Source organism: Candidatus Angelobacter sp. (assembly GCA_035607015.1).
Classification (GTDB): domain Bacteria; phylum Verrucomicrobiota; class Verrucomicrobiia; order Limisphaerales; family AV2; genus AV2.
Genome location: DATNDF010000018.1, coordinates 1 through 19,508, shown reverse-complemented (window position 1 = coordinate 19,508; position 19,508 = coordinate 1). Strand labels below are relative to the sequence as shown.

The window sequence follows — 19,508 nt, the reverse complement described above, 5'->3', positions numbered from 1 at the left end:
GGCGGTATATCTCGGGCCGCAACTGAGTTTCACCTGGTCGAACAAATTGAGCGCGCAGGCCGGAGCCGACTTTCCGATCACCATCCACAATACCTCGCTGCAAACGGTGCCCGACTATCGCGTACGCGCGGGACTGAACTGGCATTTTTGAGGCGGAAGTCGAAACGTGTTTTGGGCATTTCGAAGTGCACCGGCTGGGTTGTCGTCTTCATGCCGCGGTCTTCGATGACTTCAACCGCGGCCGGTCTGACGGCCCACCCGTCAGCCGTGCACCCCTTTTTCTGTTGAACCACCGACGCTTTAACAATTCTGGAACTCAAATTCCAGCGCGATTGTCCGGACGAAATCAAAACCGCCACGCCACGCTGCCACGAACCCGGTAGTCGGCCACCGCCTGGAATCCGTTGTTCTCGATCCTCACCGGCAAATCCGCACCGGCCGCCGCGCTCAGGTGAGTGCCCCACGTGAAAAGAACCTGCGGTCCGGCATACCATGCGGTCATTTCCGTTCGATCCGATTTTCTGCCGAACAAACGGTCGCGCGCCACCGTTTCATAAGCGGCGTTCACCTGAAGGCTGAAGGTGTACCTTTCGTTCAACAGCACATAGCGGCCGGGTCCGCCGGAGAGCATCAATTCGTTGCCATACTGAAAGGTGGATTCGCCCTCCGTCCGCCAATAGTACTGGAACTGACAGTTGAAAAACCACCGCTCCCAGCGGCTGTTGACTGTCAGGCCCATGATGCCATCGAACGAACCCGAGCCCGGCGCCAGATCGTGTTGATGCACCGCGCTGATTGAATGCCCCAACGGGTCATGCGGCGTGCCGGGCGGCAGGAGCGCATCGAAGATGCGGGTCTGCCCGGCTTCATCTTTCAACCGGCTGGCGTCGCCGGTAGGAAATTTCACGCCAGCCAGCACATTGACGACGACGCCGTATTTCATGTGTGAGACGTCCAGCACGGCGAACCGTCCAATCAGAGCGGCGTCGCCCAAACCAGACTCGGTCCCCCGCTCCGTGTAGAACGCGACCTGGTCGGTGAGCGAATAGCGCGCGTCCGAGCGTTGGAACGAGTAGTGAACAAGCGGCACATTGAGGTTTACGCCCAAGCGCCTGGAAAAGTTGTAGCCGGGAACCAGGTGTGTGATCGAGCTGTCCATGAAATCCGGGTTCGCGCCGGTGACCTCCCCGCCTTCGAACTGAAGTGTGTGAAAGGAAACAAACTGTTCGGCGACGCTGAATTGCAGCCCATCGCCTGACTCGCCGCGCGCGTCGCTCGCGCTGTAAATCGCGCACAGATCGCAAGCCGAGACCGTGCCGCCAAAGGCCAGGAAAATGATGTGGGCTACAAAACCAGGAAAGCGCATGTCGATGTTGCCGCTCTGTACCGCCGTTACGGGACGCCGCTAGTGAGAGGACGTTCTCCTTTCAAGGTTCCCGCTCATGGTGTCACCAGCAGGCGAAACAGGCCGAAACCATTTGTCGCAGGAGCAACGAGGATGTAGTGGTTGGGAGAAGGGTCGGCCGGGATCGTGGTCAGGTTGGACCAGATCCCGGAATTCAAAGTGCCGGAGAATTGCAAGGTATAGGTCCTCCCGGCGTCGGTGTTGAAATGAATCGTCACCCGATCCGTGCCGAACCGCTCGATAAGATCGATATGAGGGTCGGTGGCCCGCGCTGTTCCAGCGAAAACGGCCAGCCCAACCGCGGCCAACACGGTGACAAACCCCAGATCTGCGTTGAGGAAGGCAGCCAACCTAGGTCGGGAAACACGCGGCATGGACGGAATCATACAGGTATGACTCCGATGTCAACACCGGGTTCCAAAAAATCGCCCCGGACCGGTCGGCGCACGACGAACTTGAACTGGCCGTCGAGACTTTCCCCGCCTATCCTGAACGCCGGTTCAAATCATGCCGACAAATAAAATCAACGGGCGGCCGTGGAATCTGTGGACTTTTACCGGCCGATTGATCGTTTTCGCTCTGGCGAGCACCTCCATCGCGTGTCTCCTTTTGGAATTCTATCGTCTCTGCCCGATGCGCGAATTTGTGCTCTTCATTTTTCTGCCAGCGTTGGCCGGACTCGCCGCCCTGTCTCTGGTCGATCTCCTCCGCGGAAACGGGGCGCTCTTCCGCGCGGTCTGGATTGGTCTCCTGGCCGGCCTGTTGGGCGCCGTGACCTACGACCTGTTTCGCCTGCCTTTTGTCTTTGCAACGACCTGGGGACTGGATTCGATTGTCCCCGCTTTGAATTTGTTCAAGGTGTTCCCGGCGTTTGGCGCCATGATCCTGGGCGAAGTTGCGCGGCAAAACGACTACACTCTCGCCGCACAATTAACCGGCTGGGCCTATCATTTCAGCAACGGAATGACGTTCGGCGTGATGTTCGCAGCCATGCTCGGTGATACAACGAAAGCACGCTGGGAGTGGGGCGTAGTGATGGCCGTTGGAATTGAACTCGGCATGTTGCTGACGCCGTATCCGGGCGTTTTCGGAATCGCGGTGACGGGCACGTTCGTTTGCGTAACCCTGGCCGCGCACGTCATTTTCGGCGCGGTAATGGGCCTGAGCGTACAACGGCTTTCGCTACGAGGGAAAGGACCGGTAACGCTCGCTGCCGCCTAAAACAATCCGCCCGCAGCCCGGACTTTCTGGTCCTGCGACTGCGGGCGGCTCTTTTACCTGTTTAACTCTTACTTAGCCGCGAGCTCGATCTTCGTGGCCGTCATTTCCAACTTGCCGTCCACTTCCTTGACCGTACCGGTGGCGGTCACCTTTTTTGACTCTTTGCAGAGTTTACCATGGAATTCCTTGCTCACGTCGTTGGCGACCAGGTAATAGTTCACCGTCTTGCCATCCTTTTGGGTTTGGATGACATTCTGGCATTCCTTGGTCTCCTTCAAGGCGCATTTGGCGCATTTACCTTCGCCCGTGATCGTGACGCTATCACCAGCCGCCATCGTCCGCACCGTCGCAGCCGCCAACAAGACCGCCACGCCGGCAACCAACGCTAATGACTTTTTCATAGCTCGTTCCTTTCGGTTAGGTTTACTGTTTTCAGCACCCGCTGACAGAGAATAGACAGGCTCATTTTTGCCACGTTCAAAGTCAGCAAATGGCCACCTATTACACGTGCTTGGAACGTGCTGTTAACGTTAGCTTCTCCTTTACTCCTCACCTTCACGGTTGGCGGCAGATCGAACCGTGGAACCCGATAATCGTCAGCCAACCGATCGTCGTCTTGAAACCGCAGGACCGGGTTCAAAAGAACGAAACATCACCGTTGAAGTTGTCGTGCGCGCCTCGGAACGCGTGCGGAGCAGGTGGTAGAAAAGCGATCACAGGCATTCGTCTTTCAAATCAGCGCTCCGGTCGCCAACAACTGCAAAATCGAACCATCCGCGCAACACCCGCTCAGCCGTTCCTCCCGCAACATTGTTTGTATTTCTTCCGTTTGCCCGTTGCCGGGTCGATTGAACCGCACGGGCAGGGATCATTGCGGCCCACTTTCGGACCGCTGCGAACCGGCCTGGCCTTTTCCGTCGCCGCCATTGCCTCCGAAACCATGTCGCTTGGCTTTGACTGATCCGCCTTGGGCGGTTCGCCGAAAGTGCCTCCCGGATTGTGCATCGTCTGCCGCGGCGCATTGCGCAAAAAATTCTCGAATGCCATGAGGCTCGACGCGCTGCGGAATATGTTGTGGCAGATCTCCGTTTTAATGTTGACCATCAATTCGTCAAAAATCTTGAAGGCCTCCGCCTTGTATTCAATGAGCGGATCGCGCTGGCCATATTGCCGCAGGCCGATGCTGTTGCGCAGGCTGTCCATCGCATAGAGGTGTTCCTGCCACAAATGATCGATCGCGCTGAGAATCGTGTAACGCTCGACGGTCTTGAGCTGCTCCGGATTTTCAAAACTGATTTTCAACTCGTACGCCTTGCGCACATTGTCGGCGATGAACTGGCATGTCCCAAACTGGGCCGGACTCAACTCGCCGAACATCGAGCCGGACACCGGTTCCTGTTGTCCGCTGCCGGCGGCTTTGACAATCTCGCTCTCGGGCATGCCCAGCGGGAACGTCAGGTTCACCCAATCGGCCAGACCGCGAACGTTCCACTCGCTCACCTCGTCGTCGCGCGCGGTGAACTGCTCGACCTTTTGCAGCACGACCTCTTCCATGATGTCCATGAGCCGGTCGCGAACGTCCTCGCCGTGGATGATTTCGTTGCGGAAGCCGTAGATGACTTCACGCTGCTTGTTCATCACGTCATCGTATTCGAGCGTGCGCTTTCGAATCTGGAAGTTGTGCTGCTCGACCCGTTTCTGCGCGGTCTGAATGGATCGGTTCAACAACGGGTGCGTCAGCTCCTGGCCCTCTTCGAGCCCGACTTTTTCCATCACCTTCACGATCCGGTCGGAACCGAACAGCCGCATCAGATCGTCCTCCAGCGAAATGAAGAAATGCGACGACCCGGGGTCGCCCTGGCGCGCGCAGCGACCCCGCAACTGCCGGTCAATGCGGCGCGCTTCGTGCCGTTCCGTGCCGATCACGTGCAAACCGCCCAGGTCGGCCACTCCACCGCCCAGTTTGATGTCCGTGCCGCGGCCCGCCATGTTGGTGGCGATCGTGACTGAACCACGCTGGCCGGCGCGCGCGACGATTTCGGCCTCCTGCTGGTGGTACTTCGCGTTGAGCACCGAATGAATGATCCCCGACTTCTTCAGCATGCGCGAAAGGTGCTCGCTGACCTCGACAGAAATGGTGCCGACCAGAATGGGCCGGCCAAGAGCGTGAATGTCCTGAATTTCCTTGAGCACCGCACTGTATTTCTCGCGCCGCGTCTTATAGACCGAGTCATTCGCGTCCTTGCGGGCAACCGGTCTGTTGGTTGGAATAACCAGCACGCCCAGTTTGTAAATGTCCAAAAACTCCTGCGCCTCGGTCTCGGCGGTCCCGGTCATGCCGGCAAGTTTCTGGTAAAGCCGGAAATAATTCTGAATGGTGATCGTCGCGAGCGTCTGTGTCTCGCGCTCGATTTCAACGCCTTCCTTGGCCTCGACCGCCTGATGCAGGCCGTCGCTCCAACGGCGGCCGGTCATGAGACGCCCGGTATTCTCGTCAACGATGATGACCTTGTTTTCCTGCACCACGTACTGCACGTCCTTCTGATAGAGACAGTAGGCTTTGAGCAGTTGCGAGATCGAGTGAATCTGCTGCGCGCGCGCCTCAAACTCCGCCTGCGCCTGCGCCTTCATTTCAAGGCGCTTCTTCAGGTCCGCTTCCGGCCCGGCATCGATTTCGTGAAAAGTCGTGGTCAGATCAGGCAACACGAACGCATCCGGGTCTTTGGGACTTAAAAAATTTCGCCCTTTTTCCGTCAGGTCCGCGTCATGGCTTTTTTCATCCATGGCGAAGTAGAGTTCCTCTTTCTGCGCGTAAAGATCCTTCTTCGACTGGTCGGCGTGCAGTTCGAGTTCCGCCTTGTTCATCAACCGGAGATTCTCCGGGTCTTCAAGCAACTTGAGCAACCCCTCGGCCTTGGGGTTACCCATCTTGACACGGTAAAGCAACAAGCCGATGTCGTGCTCCAACGCACTAGGGTTGTTCGGGGCTGAACCGTCCGTGGGGCGCAGTTTTTTCATCAGCCCGTCGGCTTCGGACAAAAGGCGGTTGCACAGTTTTTCCTGAGCGTGGACCAGCGATTCGACCTGGGGTTTGAATTTGCCGTATTGGTCGTCATACACCACGACCGCCGGGCCGCTGATGATGAGCGGAGTGCGCGCCTCGTCGATGAGGATCGAGTCCACCTCGTCCACAATGGCGAAGTAATGGCCGCGCTGCACCTGCTCCTCCCTGCTGGTGGCCATGCCGTTGTCACGCAGATAATCGAAACCAAACTCCGCGTTCGTGCCGTAGGTGATGTCGCAGTTGTATTGCTCGCGGCGTTCTGACGGCCGCTGATCGTGCAGGATGCATCCGACGGTCAGACCGAGAAACCGGTACACTGCGCCCATCCACTCACCGTCGCGCGCGGCGAGATAATCGTTCACCGTGACCACATGCACGCCGCGGCCCGTCAGGGCATTGAGATAAACCGGAAGCGTCGCCACGAGCGTCTTGCCTTCGCCAGTGGCCATTTCCGAGATCCGCCCGCTGTGCAGCGCGTAGCCGCCGATGAGTTGCACGTCAAACGGGATCATCTCCCATTTCAACGGGTGGCCGCGGACGATGATTTCCTGGCCGCACAGCCGGCGGCAGGCGTTTTTCACGACCGCGAACGCTTCCGGCAGGATTTCCTCCAGGGCGGTTGCCAATGCCTCTTTGTCCTCGATTTTGGAGAGGCGCTCCTTCCAGGCGGCCGTCTTTCCGCGAAGTGCGTCGTCGGACAATGAATGCAGGCTGCTTTCAATCTCGTTGATTCTGGCAACGAGCGGGCGCAACCGCCTGACTTCGCGGTCGTTCTTCGACCCGATGATTTTTTTGATGATGAATCCGATCATGCTGGCCTCAAAAAGCGTGGGGAAAGCTACGAGAAGGGTCGCGAAGCGTCAAAGGATTAAAGGGCGCGAAAAAGGCCCTTACGTCGCGTGCGCCGGTCTGGTTTTTGCACCGTGAGGAGTGACCGCATTGACCCGGGCGCGAAAGCTCGCCCAGTGTTTCCGCGGCATCAACCCGAGCCCGATAATCACCAACTGGCTGACCACGAAACCCATGAGCCATTTGAAGGCGGCGTCCATGAACCCGTAGGAATGCAGACCGATGCCGAGCATGTTTACGCCAAACCACGACCAGCTGGTGACAATGTTGCCGACGATGGCGCAGTTGATAAGCCCGCGCTCACGGATCATTCCACCCCAGCGCAGATGCAGAATCAGCGCGTTCCAGAGCACGATGATGAGCGCACCGTTTTCCTTCGGATCCCAACCCCAGAACCGGCCCCAGGATTGGTCCGCCCAAATGCCGCCCAGCACGGTGCCAACAAAACTGAACAACGTGGCAAAGCAGACGATGCCATAGACCATTCGCGCCAGTCCCCGGCCCGTCGCCTCATCCAGCGTGCGTGTAAACACACCACGCAAGATGTAGATGAGCGCGAGAGCGCCAGCCACAAATGTGCTCGCATAACCCAGGGTCACAACGACAACATGCGTGGCGAGCCAGAAATTGGTGTCCAGCACCGCGCGCATCATTTCCATCGTATCGCCGCCCAGGGCGAGATTGTGAGCGATGATGAGTGTGATGAAGCCGACGGAGGATGAGACGACCGCCCCGATGCCGTCCCGGTAGAAACGTTCGAGCACAAGACCCAGCACACACGCGCCCCACCCGATGAAAATTGCAGACGAGTAAAGGTTCGTCACCGGTGGCCGGCCTTCGAGCAGCATGCGCATGATCAGACCGGTGGTGTGGATCACGAGCGCCAGCCCGATGAGCCACACGGCGGAGCGACGCAACACCTCAGACAGACTGAACCACGAGGCACCGGCAAGAATTCCCGCCAGGACGTACAGGACCATCGCATTGTAGAAAGGCTGCATCCGGTTGAAGAACGTCTCGCGGCCGGCTTTCGCAAGTTCCGGCCCGAAGTTCGGCGCCAGGAACGCCCGATACTCGGCGACCTTGTGATTGAAGTCATCCACTCTGTCCTGTCGAAACGCGCTCGCCATCGCCGCGTAGAGTCGGACCGATGGATCGATCTTTTCGCCGCGCGCCCCTTCGAGCAGGGCTTCGCCCATCCGCATCCAATCGTCGTGCGAAGTCTCCGAGTGGTGCGGGGGCACGAGCAGCGGTGGTTCGAAGCGCCTCATTACGTCGAATCGCTCCACGAACCCGACGAACTTCCCGAATGCGGCTTCGTCGTACTTCTGTCCGGCCTGTTGCGCATGCACGGCAGCAACGCCCGCCGGAACGGAGTCTTCGAATTCGCCGAGCTCTTTGGCCCAGTCAACGGCGTCCTGGGGCTGGAGCGTGTTCTTCAGCCTCATGTACAGCACCAGGCGCTCGTGCATCTTCATCACGGCACGCTCGTAAGGGGTGCGCTGGCTGGCGTCGGATTCCTTCCGCTCCTCCCGTTCGCCGATGCGTTTGCTTTCCCGGTCCATCGTTTCGAGCGACGGCTGTATCTGGTTCCATGAATAATTCTTTCCATCCTGGTGTTTCTGTTCGTCCTTCTCGGGCAGTTTGAGCGACGCGATGAGTTCGGGGTTATCAACCCGGAAAACAGGCCAGTCATCCGCCGCTTCGGGCTTCATCATCACATTGGCCAGCCATTCGATCGCCGGGATGATTTTCGGCTTTTCGTTCCAGTCTTTCCACGGTTCGAGGTTGGCAGTCTGTTTCTCGCGCAGTTGCAGCAACGTGTTGCGCGCGAGTGAGTCCATCGGCTGGACCCGCCCGTTGAACACCACCGGGATGCGGCCAAACTCCGCGTATGCAAAATCCGCGTCCTTCGGTGGACGCAATGTGCCGAAACACCACGAGGCCATCACGACGGTCAAAATGAGGGGCAACCATTTTTTCATGCGCGTTTTCTCCTGGAAACAAATCCGACGAGATGGATCATGAACTGCGTCACCAGCCCCGCCGCAACAATGATGCAGCCCGCATAGGGAGTAAGCCAGGCCGGATTTCGCACGACCTGCAATGTCGAGGACGGCACCCGTCCCGCCTGACGCGCCACCTCACCCGCCGCCATCTGATATTGATAGAACGTCAACCCGCTGTAGCGCAACGGACTGTTCATGTAAATCTCCACTTCACGGTTCTCGCCCGTTCGTGGATTTTCCACGCGCACGCGGCTCCGAAAGTCCTTCGGGATGCCATCGGGGCTGGCGGCCGTTGCCGTGCCGGTGTAAACCGAATGCGTCGCCTTGAGCAGCGACAATGAAAACGGCGTGTAAACGCGCGACGGGCGCAGCGTGAAGGTGAATTGTTTTCCACCCGCTTCAATCTTCTGTGGTTCCAAAAGGCTGCCGATCATGGTCGCGGCCATCTGTCTGCCGGCCTGCCGGCTGAAGTTTTCACGCAGTACATCGACCAACTGCTCATCTCCCGCCCACCCCGACACGACCCAGGTGCCCAACGATCCGTTGGAACCGATGATTTCGATGAGCGCCGTGGGAACGTTTTTGCTTTCCATGCTTTTCGTCTCTGCCGCCGCTTGAAAATCGAAACTGCGCGCGATCCCATTGGTTGTCAGGGGCGGTCCGTTCTGCATCATCGGCGCGCGGAACGACGGATCGGAGTTGCGCCAGTAGCTTTTCACCCGGATGACAAAGGGCAGCTTCTCGTGTTTGACCTCGCCGCCGCGGGCAAGAAGCCGTTCTGGAATCGCAACGACTTCCACCGTGTCCGCGTCCACATCGGTCACGAACGCCAGTTCGTAGTGAGTCCCGCTCTCGGAGTAAGACCGGGTCTGGCCCTCGAAAAAGTGGATTTGCGTCTCCTGTGAAAAGAGGTCGGTTGTGAGCTGGCCGACCAGCAGCAGGATTACCCCCGCATGCGTGAGCTGGATGCCAATTTTTTTTGTCGTAAGCTGGAAACGTTTGATGTGGGCGGCGATGAGGTTGACGAGCAGCGACGTGCCAATAAGGTAACCGCCGGGCAACGCAATCGGAACACGGTGACCGAACATGGTCACGCCCCAGACCAGCCAATGTTTGAAATAGCGCGTCTGCGCGTTGTAAAGCCCTTCATCCGCCTGCGCCACCGTTCCGACGAACACAAGCACAATGCCGAATGCCAGCAGCACCACGGTCAGCCGGAGCGACGTGAAGAATTTGAGAACTCGATCAAGCATTCGGATAACGGACGGATTGAACGAATTTAATAAACGGGTCTTTCTCGCGCTGAGCAACCGCCGGGTCGCCCATCAGTTTGTAAAACCAGGTTTGCCCTTCTCTCGGCACAATCACGCCGATAAGACGTGCCTTCGATCCCGCGCGCGCGTTTTGACCGCTCACGTCCACTAACATGGCCTTGCCGCCCATCACGTCAAGGGATGTGATCTGTTTCTCCAGTTCGGCCTGGTCTATCGGCGCCAGGCCAACCTGGCCGCGCCATCGGTTTACATTGGCAAGCAGGCCCCCTGCATCGCCTGGAAACGCGCTGACCGTTACCTCCGCCTTGCCGTCGTTGCCGCCAGCGAGGAATTTTGCCAGCAGCATTTCCGTGGGAGGCACCTCCTGCCAGCCGGCGGGAATCTCCCAAGAGGGCTTGCCAGCCGGGGTGTGTGAGGTGTTCAAATCGTTCGGTTGGGCGTCCGGCAAGCGCCCTTCGTCCGCGCCCGCGAAATGCGCGCCGCCCACGTCGGTTCCGCCGGATTCAACGAATGCGATGGAGTTCAGAAAATCGAGGAAGGCGGATTTTTGCTCGGACACGACCGTCGCATCACCTGAGAGTTTGAAAAACCAGGTGATGCCCCCGCGCGCAAGCACGGCCACCAGAATACGGTTCGGCGGAGCGTTGCTCGACGCGTTCATCGCGCCGGTCAGATCAACCAGTTTGGCCGCTGACCGGCCGACCTTGACGGTTTCGACCAGCCTGGCCAGTTCTTCGTCACTGACGGGCGACAGCCCCGCGTTTTCGCGGACGATGTTGACCAGACTCAACTCGCTGGCACCCTCCCCGGGGAAGGTCATCACCGAAAGCTGCGCTTTGCGCGACGCATCGCCAGGAATCAGAAAGCTGGCGACGCTCATGCCACCGGGCGTCTGCTCCACCCAACCCGGCGGCGTCTTCCACTGAATCCGCGGCGGCGCGCCCGCCACCACTGGCTCTTTTTCCCTGGGTACACGGTAAACAGCAATCTCGTCCCGGCGGCATCCCGCGAAAAGGAAGGCCAGCGCGAGCAGCGCGATTGCGCTGCCGCGCAGACCGGATTTCTTTGACGGTTGTACGATCAAAACCAGAAGCCAGCTTTGCCGACACTAACTTGCCAATTATTTCACAAGCAATGGCAAAAGAAAGCTGACCGGCTTTTGCTGGAAGAACATCCTCCGTTGCCTTTCGAAAAAATCGAGAAAGAGGCCGTTTCGGAGGATCCGGGCCGGGTTTTCGATCAGGTCCCCGTCCCCATGGAGAGCAGAAACATGATGTTGTTCTGCGTCTTCTTAAGCTTGTTCAGCATCAGCTCCATGGCCTCGACCGGAGGCACGCCGGTCAGTGCGCGGCGGAGGATGACCACCCGGCTGCACTCATCGGGGTGATAAAGCAGTTCCTCCTTGCGCGTCCCGGAGCGCTCGATGTTGATCGACGGGAAAATGCGCCGGTCCACGAGCGCGCGGTCAAGGTGAACTTCCATGTTGCCCGTGCCCTTGAACTCTTCAAAAATGACTTCGTCCATGCGCGAGCCGGTGTCCACGAGGGCTGTGGCGAGAATCGTCAGCGAGCCGCCTTCCTCGATATTGCGGGCCGCGCCAAAAAACCGCTTAGGTTTGTGCAGCGCGTTGGCATCCACGCCGCCTGAGAGAATCTTGCCGGAGTGAGGCTGCACGGTGTTGTAGGCGCGCGCCAGACGGGTGATGGAATCCAGCAGGATGACCACGTCCTTCTTGTGCTCGACCATGCGCCGCGCCTTTTCGATCACCATCTCGGCGACCTGGACATGGCGTTCGGGCGGTTCGTCGAACGTCGAGCTGATGACCTCTGCCGGCCGGCAGCTCCGCTCCATGTCGGTCACTTCCTCCGGTCGCTCGTCAATCAGCAGAATGAAAAGATACGACTCCGGGTTGTTCTTGATGATGGCGTTGGCCACCTTCTGCAACAGGACCGTCTTGCCCGTCCGCGGCGGGGCGACGATCAGTCCGCGCGTCCCCTTGCCGATGGGACAGACCAGATCGAGCACGCGCGTGGAAAGCTCGTCCTGCGACGTCTCAAGGATGAACCGCTTGTTGGGAAAAAGCGGCGTGAGATTGTCGAAGTGCGTCTTGTCTTTCGCCTTGTCCGGATCTTCGTGGCCTACAGCCTCGACTTTGAGCAGCGCGAAAAAGCGTTCTTTCTCCTTCGGGGGACGGATCTGCCCGGAGACAACATCCCCGGTCTGCAAATCGAACCGGCGGATCTGCGAAGGCGAAACATAGATGTCTTCCGGACACGGCAGATAATTGAAGCTCTGCGAGCGTAGAAAGCCGAACCCTTCGGGCAGAATCTCCAGCACGCCTTCGGCAAACAAAATTCCGGCGCGTTCCGCGTTCTTCTGCAGGATCTGGAAGATCACCTCGTGCTTCTTCATCGTGCCGAAGTTTTCGATCCCCATGTCCTTGGCCATGTGGTTCAACTCGGCCATGGACATTGCCTGCAGCTGGCTGATGTTGATCGTTTTTCCCCCTTTCGGCTCGCCGCCCGCGGCGGTTTCCTCGCCGGTCCCGCCAGACTCAGCCGGCCCCGTCGGCGGTCGAAGATCCGCGGACGATTTTGGCGCGCCCGCTTCGGCGGCCTCGGACAATTCGACGTCCTCCGGCAATCCTTCTATTCTTCTCGGTTTGCCCCGGGGACGGGCGGTTTTCCTGGCGACTCGTGGCATAGGATTAAATCAGGTGACAAATCAACGAACCTGCGGACACGGCTTAGGGACTGCCGACACTTCCTCTTAGTCAGCCAGCATGAAAAATCCGTTCAATCTGGCGCAGTTCCAAAAGGGACTGCCGAAGGTCGTTCAGTTAAAATCAATACGGCAAGGGAAATCTTGCGGTTAATTCGCGCACACGGTGGCGCACCTTCCGGGCGGCGTCAACATTTTTTATGTCCAGCAGCGCTTCGCTGATCATGTCGGCGATCGCCGCCATCTCCGGCTCTTTCATGCCGCGCGTCGTTACCGCCGGTGTGCCGAGGCGAATGCCGCTGGCCTGGAACGGCGAGCGGGTTTCAAACGGAATTGTGTTTTTGTTCACCGTGATGCCCGCCTCATCGAGCACCGTCTGACATTCCTTGCCGGTCAGGCCGCGCGAGCCGACATCCACCAGCATGAGGTGATTTTCGGTGCCGCCACTGACCAGCCGGAAACCATTCCGCTTCATTCCGTCGGCGAGCGCCTTTGCGTTCCTCACGATCTGCTGCTGGTATTCCCTGAATGCCGGCTGCAGCGCCTCGTGAAAACAAACCGCTTTCGCCGCGATCACGTGCATCAAGGGTCCGCCTTGAATACCGGGGAAAATCATCGAATCCACCTCCTTCGCATGTTTTTCCCGGCACAGGATCAACCCTCCTCGCGGCCCGCGCAGTGTCTTGTGCGTCGTCGTGGTCACGAAATCGGCATGTTCCATGGGACTCGGGTGCAACCCCGCCGCGACCAGTCCCGCGATGTGCGCGATGTCCGCCAGCAGTAATGCGCCGGCTTCGCGCGCGATTTCACCCATCCGTTTGAAATCAATGGCGCGTGGGTAGGCGCTGGCGCCGACGGTGATCATCCTCGGGCGGTGCTCCCGCGCCATCCTCGCAAGCTGGTCATAATCGATCCGTTCGTCCTCCTTCCGCACACCGTAGTGGATGATCTCAAAAAACTTTCCAGAAAAATTCGCCTTGTTGCCGTGCGTCAAGTGGCCGCCGTGGCTCAAGTCCATCGTCAGCATTTTATCGCCGGGCTTCAGAAACGCGAAATAGACCGCCATGTTCGCGCTGCTGCCGCAGTGCGGTTGCACGTTGGCGTGCTCCGCGCCAAACAATTTTTTCGCCCGGTCAATCGCCAGTTGCTCGGCGGTATCCACATTTTCACATCCGCCGTACCAGCGTTTGCGCGGATAACCCTCGGCGTACTTGTTCGTGAGCACCGAGCCCTGCGCTTCCATCACCGCCGGGCTCGTGAAGTTTTCGCTCGCGATCAGTTCGATGTTTTCCTGCTGGCGCTGGCCCTCGGAACGCACCGCCTCGGCGATCTCCGGGTCAACCGTTTCCAACCGCAGCGCACCCGCGGCCTCGATGCGCTCGACCTTACCCAGACGCCGCGCGTGACGGCCGCCTTCAAAACGGGCATCGAGAAAAGCGTCCACGATTTTCTTCGCCTGTTCCGCGCCCACGAATCTGCCGCCCAAACAAAGCACGTTCGCGTCATTGTGCTGCCGGGCAAGCGCCGCCATTTTCTCGTCGAACACGAGCGCCGCGCGGACCCCCGGCACCTTGTTGGCGGCGATGCTCATGCCGACGCCGGTGGCGCAAACGAGCAGGCCAAGCTCATTTGTTTGTTCCGCCACGTGCCGCGCCACCGCTTGGGCGAAATCAGGATAATCGACCGACGCCGTCGAATCGGCCCCGAAGTCCGAAACCTTCAGGCCGCGCTGTTCGAGGTGCTGTTTGAGCGATTCCTTCAATTCGTAGCCGGCATGGTCCGCGCCAAGCGCGACGGTGACACTTTTGTTGGGCGCCACACCTGCGGGACCGCCGCCGGACGTCTGGTCGATGAATTTCAGCATGGACGCGATGCCCTGCTCGATCTGGTCACGAGAATCGAGATAAATCTCGTACGAGCCGCCAATCGGATCCGGAATGTCCTTCTCAAAAATATCCAGTGTTTCATCAAACTCGCGGAGTAAAAATGTTTTCTCGGTCGCTTGCGGATAAAGCAGATTGATCGCGTCAACGTGCCCGTGCGTCATGCCAAAAATGTAATCGGCCTGGTTAACCACGTCTGCCGTCAGCATGCGGCTGCGGTGCGCCGAAATGTCAATGGCCAGCTCCTGCAACGCCTGCACCGCGTACCCGCTGGGCGGCTGCCCTTCGATCGCTCCGACGCCCGCGGAAAACGCGCGAAAATCCCCGCGGCCTTTGACAGCGTGCCGGAAAAGTCCCTCCGCCATCGGGCTGCGACAAACATTTCCGGTGCAGACGAAGAGAATGGTTTTCATGCTCGCGACAATTATTCCAACTTGGGTCGTGCGGGGCAAAAGTCAACGGCGAAATCAGCGGGTGTGCGTTCTCTCGACGATTGCAATGCCCTTCAGCAGATCAAGGGCCCGCGCCAGCGCCGGGTCGCGTACCACGGAGATCGACGAATCCTGGTCCACGCCGCCCGCGGACACGATCGTGTCCTGCTCGTCCGGGCTGGAACCCTCGCGTTGCAGCCGGACGAGTTCGGCTTCATTGAGCCGCCGGCGCGGTATCTGGTTCGTGGAACCGGTCCGCGCAACATTGTCGGTCGCCCGCAGACGCGCCGCCGGCCGCGGCAGGATCTTGAACGGGTCGGCAAAGTAGGCCCGCTCATCTTCAGCGCTTATGCGCACTTCGATATCGGGCACGACACCGGTTGCGGGCACCATTTTGCCCTTGCCGGTTTTGACCTGTCCGGTGGCGATGCGCAATCGTTGCCCATTCGACAGATCGAATTCTTTGAACACTTGCGCCTGTCCCGCCGTGCGCGAACCGATCAACACCGCCGCGTCCGTCTCGCGCAGGACCGCCGCCAGAGCCTCGGCTGCGCCGATCGTTTGTTGATTCACGAGCACCGCAAGAGGGACGCTGATCGCCTCGGCCTTTGCCGTCGCGCGGGCCGAGCCCTCGTCCCAATCCAGCAACGGCTGTTCTTTCGACACGAACCGGTCGGCCGTATTCGCCGCCGCCAGGTAATCCCGTCCCCCGGCATAACGCAAATCGAGGACAAGCCCTTTCAATTTGTTCGTCGCTTCGAGTTTTTCAAAAGACGATTTGATCTGATCTGCCAGTCCGGTCGCCACCCGCGCCACGCGCACATATCCGTATGATTCACCATACACAGTGCTGGTGCTGACCGGAGAATCCCCTGCACCGGCATCAGTCGTCGGGCTGTTGGTGCTGAGGATGACGCGCGGATAAAACTGATTCAATAACCCCTGCACCGCGGCACGGTTCAGATCTTCCTCGCTCACGTCGGGCAGGTTGGTGCGAAGCAGGCGGAACAACTCCTGAAAATGCGGCGCCTCGTTGGTCTCCGCACAAATACCCGGCTGAACTGGTCCAAACGCCAGCCATCCCAACAGCCACAAATAAAACCCTATTCGTTTCATGTCGCCGCCAAGTTGCGCGACCCGGGCCTGAAAGTAAAGCCACGAGGAAATACCTCACACCGCCGTTTTTCGTGGAATATTTGTCGGATTCCAAATGCTGGCGACGATATACTGATGGAAAGATGAAGAAGGACCTGGATTTGCTGGACCAATACACGCGACGGCGCTCCGAGGACACGTTCGCCGAACTCGTCCACCGCCACCTTGACCTCGTCCATTCCGCCGCGCTGCGGCAGGTCCGCTCCCGGCAACTGGCCGAGGAAGTCGCCCAATCCGTCTTCACCGACCTCGCGCGCAGCGCGCACCGTCTCGCACCCGGAACCATCCTCACTGCGTGGCTCTATCAAGTCACCCGCCGCACCGCCATTGATGTTGTCCGCCGCGAAGCCCGACGCCAGTTGCGCGAACAAGTCGCCACCGAGATGAATGCCATGAACGCCTCCGCCGCCGACTGGACCCACATTGAACCTCTTCTCGACGATGCCATGTCCGCGCTTGACGACACCGACCGCGCCGCCGTCCTGCTCCGCTACTTCGAGAACAAGTCTCTCCGCGAGGTCGGCGCAACTCTCGGCACGTCCGACGACGCCGCGCAAAAGCGCGTAAGCCGGGCTGTCGAACGCCTGCGGGAATTCTTCGCCAAACGCGGCGTCACCGTCGGCGCGGGCGGACTGATCGTCGTCATCTCCGCCAACGCTGTCCAGGTGGCGCCGGTTGGTTTGGCGGTCACGATTTCAACGGCCGCCGCGATGGCGGGAACGACGGCCTCAACTTCAACAGCCATTGCAGCAACGAAAACGATTGCCATGACCACAATGCAAAAGACTTTTATTGGTGCAGCACTTGTTGCCGCTGTCGGAACTGGAATCTACGAAGCGCGCCAAGTCGCTCGGTTGCGAATTCAAAACCAAACGCTCCAGCAACAACAAGCGCCCCTGATTGGGCAAATCCAGAAATTGCAACAGGAGCGCGATGACGCATGGAAGCAACTGGCCGTCCCACCGCCGGGGCGCGCCCCGCGTCTGCCCGCTCCGCGTGTCAGGGCGACCGCGCCGGCGGCGTCGGACGAGTTGTCCTCAAGCAATCTCATCAGCCGGATTCTCAACGGCGAAAACCCGCCCAAATTGACTCCCGAGCAATCGGACGCGTTCGCGAGTGAGAACAATCGTGACGCCGCCAGTTTGCTCGCCGCATTCCGGACCTCGGGCAACACGACGCTGCTCGAAGAGGCGATGAAAAGATTTCCCAACGATCCACGCGTGGCTTTCGAGGCCGCGTTCCAAAAGGACGCACCCCCCGAGCAGACACGGCGTTGGCTTGACATGTTCAAACAAACTGCGCCGGACAATGCCATCGCCAACTACCTGTCCGCCTTCAACTATTTCAAATCCGGCCAGCCCGACCAGGCGGTGCAGGATCTGATTGCGGCGGCCGGGAAATCCAAGTTTCAAGATTACACGACAGAGCGTTTCCAAGGCGACATGGAGGCGTATCGTTCCGCGGGTTTCCAGGAAGCTGAAACCAGCATGGCAGCGACTTGGGGATTGGAACTGCCGCAATTAAAGGAGATGAAGCAGTTGGCGCAGAACATGTCGGACCTGGCCGCTTCCTATCGGCAGGCCCGCGACACGGCGTCAGCCCAAGCCGTCCAGCAGATGATGACCAACCTCGGTACGCAGCTCGAAGGAGCGAATCGCAACGTGGGAGTCCCGCTGGTGACGCAGTTGGTAGGGCTTGCCATTCAAAACATGGCGCTGGATTCGCAGGACCCGGCTGCGGCCTTTGGCGCCGGCGGGCTCACGGTCAAGGATCGGCAGGATCAAATTGCCGGCCAGAAGACGGCGATTCACGATCTGGTCGCGCAATTGAGCCCGCTGCAATCCCGGATGACTCTGCAGGATTGGATCAATTACGACCAGCGATCCATCATGTTCGGCGAACAAAACGCGATTCAATGGCTGGTGAACAAATACGGGACAAAATAACTCCCCGCGGAGGCAGGCAACCTCGACTGAGGCTATGAGAGCGCCTTCGCCGCAATGTCCCGACTAAACTGCGTGCCGTCGAACTGCATCTTGTCCACTACCGCGGAAGCCGCCTTCAGTACTGTCGCGTTGACAAAGTGATTGTCGATTTGGAATCTTTACCATTTAGGATGACTGGCAGCACGAATGCAATGAGCACGCAGCGACAATATGAGTGATGCTGTGTTCCGTTACGGGTTGTTCGGTGTGGGTCGCTGCGGCTGCGTGCATGGGGAAATATTGCTCGCTAAGGGCAACGACTGGTTGCCATAGGGGATGAAAATCCCGGTGCTCTCGCGGGCGCTGTTCAACGACTCGGTGTCCAAAGCGCCGCGACATTTAGAGATGCGTCTTCAATGGCGCAACGTGGAGCCATCGACGCAGTCGTCATTTCGTCTCACACCAAAGACCATGCCCGAGATGCGGAACCATTTGTACGTGCTGGCATACCCGTCTATCTGGAGAAACCACTCACTGCGGATCTCAGGGAAGGGTTTTCGTTCGTAAAGGCAATCGGCGTCGAGAAAACTCTGCTGCAAATCGGCCTGCAGCGCAGGTTCGACGAAGCGCTGAGTTACGCGAAGCAGTTGCTGGACGAGAAGTGCGTGGGAGAAATTCGCGAGATTCGCTCGATTCTCAGAGATCAGCACCCACCTCCTCCGACCTACTCGAGCCGGGGATTGATCATTGACATGGGCATTCACGTCGCCGATGAAGCGCTTTGGTTGACGGGTGAGTTTCCGCGCGTCGTTTGGGGAAAGATGTTTCACGCGAAAGATTATCACAGCCCCATCGACGAGGGTGGGAACACTGCCCACGTTGGTTTCACGACCCCGAGCGGGACGATCTGCCGCCTGGATTTGAGCCGAACGCACGCCTCCGGTTACAACAACGAGACCTGCATCATCGGCACGAAGGGAACCCTGCACGTCGGACGATTCTGTGGTTACCCCGGCCCGATCCCCGTTGAACTTTGGACCGATTGCGGAAAGCTGCACTCGCTGTCGAAAACCTTTCAAATGACGGAACTCTCAGGGCAGTTCGCGGAGTTTCAGCCTCGCTTCCAGAGGGCTTATGAAATCGCTCACTCACAGTTTCGTGACGCCGTGCGCGGAAAAAAAGACTTTGCGGTGACGCAACTCGATGTGCTGAGCGCGCAGGTGGTCGTGGAGGCGGCCCATCGTTCGGCATTGAACGGAGGCGTTGAGTACGTGGTCGCCCGGTCAGAAAACTTGGACGAGTACGAACGACTGTGCCGTGATCACAAGCTGTTTGACCGATAAGCGGGCGGACACAACCAAAGACTCCGATGACCGCATGAATCGGACGACGAGTTGACGGCGATACAATCTTATTCCTGGCGACGATGTTAAAAACTTTGTCGGATTTCGCCACTCTCGGTTGTTTAATAGGTGAGATGCGGGACAAATCCGACGCCCAACTGCTCCGCGATTATGCCGAACGCGGAAATGAACCGGCTTTTCGCGAGATCGTCACGCGGCACACCGACC

The 19,508-nt window shown here is 59.0% G+C and carries 13 protein-coding genes; 3 read left to right on the top strand and 10 right to left on the bottom strand.

Features of this window, described 5'->3' with window-relative positions; all coding sequences use genetic code 11:
• Positions 1–346 precede the first annotated feature (346 nt).
• Together VN887_00760 and VN887_00755 are read right to left on the bottom strand one after the other, a co-directional pair.
• Entirely contained in the window at positions 347–1,366 is a 1,020-nt protein-coding gene (locus VN887_00760; GenBank protein HXT38530.1) for a hypothetical protein, read from the bottom strand.
• A 74-nt stretch (positions 1,367–1,440) separates the two neighbouring features.
• Positions 1,441–1,755, bottom strand: a complete 315-nt coding sequence (locus VN887_00755) for a hypothetical protein (GenBank protein ID HXT38529.1) — start codon at positions 1,753–1,755, stop codon at positions 1,441–1,443.
• Positions 1,756–1,912: 157 nt separating this feature from the next.
• Between VN887_00755 and VN887_00750 the strand changes: the two genes are divergently transcribed.
• Positions 1,913–2,626 carry a DUF6789 family protein gene (locus VN887_00750; protein ID HXT38528.1) on the top strand — a complete coding sequence of 238 codons (714 nt, stop codon included), beginning with the start codon at positions 1,913–1,915 and terminating at the stop codon, positions 2,624–2,626.
• Between the two features lie 68 nt (positions 2,627–2,694).
• On the opposite strand, the gene VN887_00745 is transcribed toward VN887_00750, so the two are convergent.
• The 8 genes from VN887_00745 to VN887_00710 all read right to left on the bottom strand — a co-directional run bounded on the left by VN887_00745 (position 2,695) and on the right by VN887_00710 (position 15,973).
• A complete protein-coding gene (locus tag VN887_00745) occupies positions 2,695–3,027 on the bottom strand; it encodes a DUF6370 family protein (GenBank protein HXT38527.1) in 333 nt (110 codons plus the stop codon).
• Between the two features lie 388 nt (positions 3,028–3,415).
• The gene (gene secA, locus VN887_00740; GenBank protein ID HXT38526.1) at positions 3,416–6,502 is read right to left on the bottom strand and encodes a preprotein translocase subunit SecA; all 3,087 of its coding nucleotides are present in this window, start codon (positions 6,500–6,502) and stop codon (positions 3,416–3,418) included.
• A 78-nt stretch (positions 6,503–6,580) separates the two neighbouring features.
• Complete coding sequence (gene ccsA / locus VN887_00735) at positions 6,581–8,524, bottom strand: cytochrome c biogenesis protein CcsA (protein ID HXT38525.1); 1,944 nt, start codon at positions 8,522–8,524, stop codon at positions 6,581–6,583.
• A complete protein-coding gene (locus VN887_00730; GenBank protein HXT38524.1) occupies positions 8,521–9,801 on the bottom strand; it encodes a cytochrome c biogenesis protein ResB in 1,281 nt (426 codons plus the stop codon). The genes ccsA and VN887_00730 overlap by 4 nt, the downstream gene beginning before the upstream one ends.
• Positions 9,794–10,906, bottom strand: coding sequence for a hypothetical protein (locus VN887_00725; protein ID HXT38523.1), 1,113 nt, complete (start codon positions 10,904–10,906; stop codon positions 9,794–9,796). Before VN887_00725 ends, VN887_00730 begins: the two co-directional genes overlap by 8 nt.
• A gap of 155 nt (positions 10,907–11,061) precedes the next feature.
• Entirely contained in the window at positions 11,062–12,525 is a 1,464-nt protein-coding gene (rho, locus tag VN887_00720) for a transcription termination factor Rho (protein ID HXT38522.1), read from the bottom strand.
• Between the two features lie 142 nt (positions 12,526–12,667).
• Positions 12,668–14,839 carry a ribose 5-phosphate isomerase B gene (gene rpiB, locus VN887_00715; protein HXT38521.1) on the bottom strand — a complete coding sequence of 724 codons (2,172 nt, stop codon included), beginning with the start codon at positions 14,837–14,839 and terminating at the stop codon, positions 12,668–12,670.
• A 54-nt stretch (positions 14,840–14,893) separates the two neighbouring features.
• Complete coding sequence (locus VN887_00710; protein HXT38520.1) at positions 14,894–15,973, bottom strand: S41 family peptidase; 1,080 nt, start codon at positions 15,971–15,973, stop codon at positions 14,894–14,896.
• 122 nt (positions 15,974–16,095) lie between these two features.
• On the opposite strand from VN887_00710, the gene VN887_00705 reads away from it, so the two are divergent.
• Both VN887_00705 and VN887_00700 read left to right on the top strand, forming a co-directional pair.
• Entirely contained in the window at positions 16,096–17,958 is a 1,863-nt protein-coding gene (locus VN887_00705) for a sigma-70 family RNA polymerase sigma factor (GenBank protein ID HXT38519.1), read from the top strand.
• Between the two features lie 299 nt (positions 17,959–18,257).
• On the top strand, positions 18,258–19,280 hold the full coding sequence (locus VN887_00700; protein ID HXT38518.1) for a Gfo/Idh/MocA family oxidoreductase: 1,023 nt from the start codon (positions 18,258–18,260) through the stop codon (positions 19,278–19,280).
• Positions 19,281–19,508: the final 228 nt, after the last annotated feature.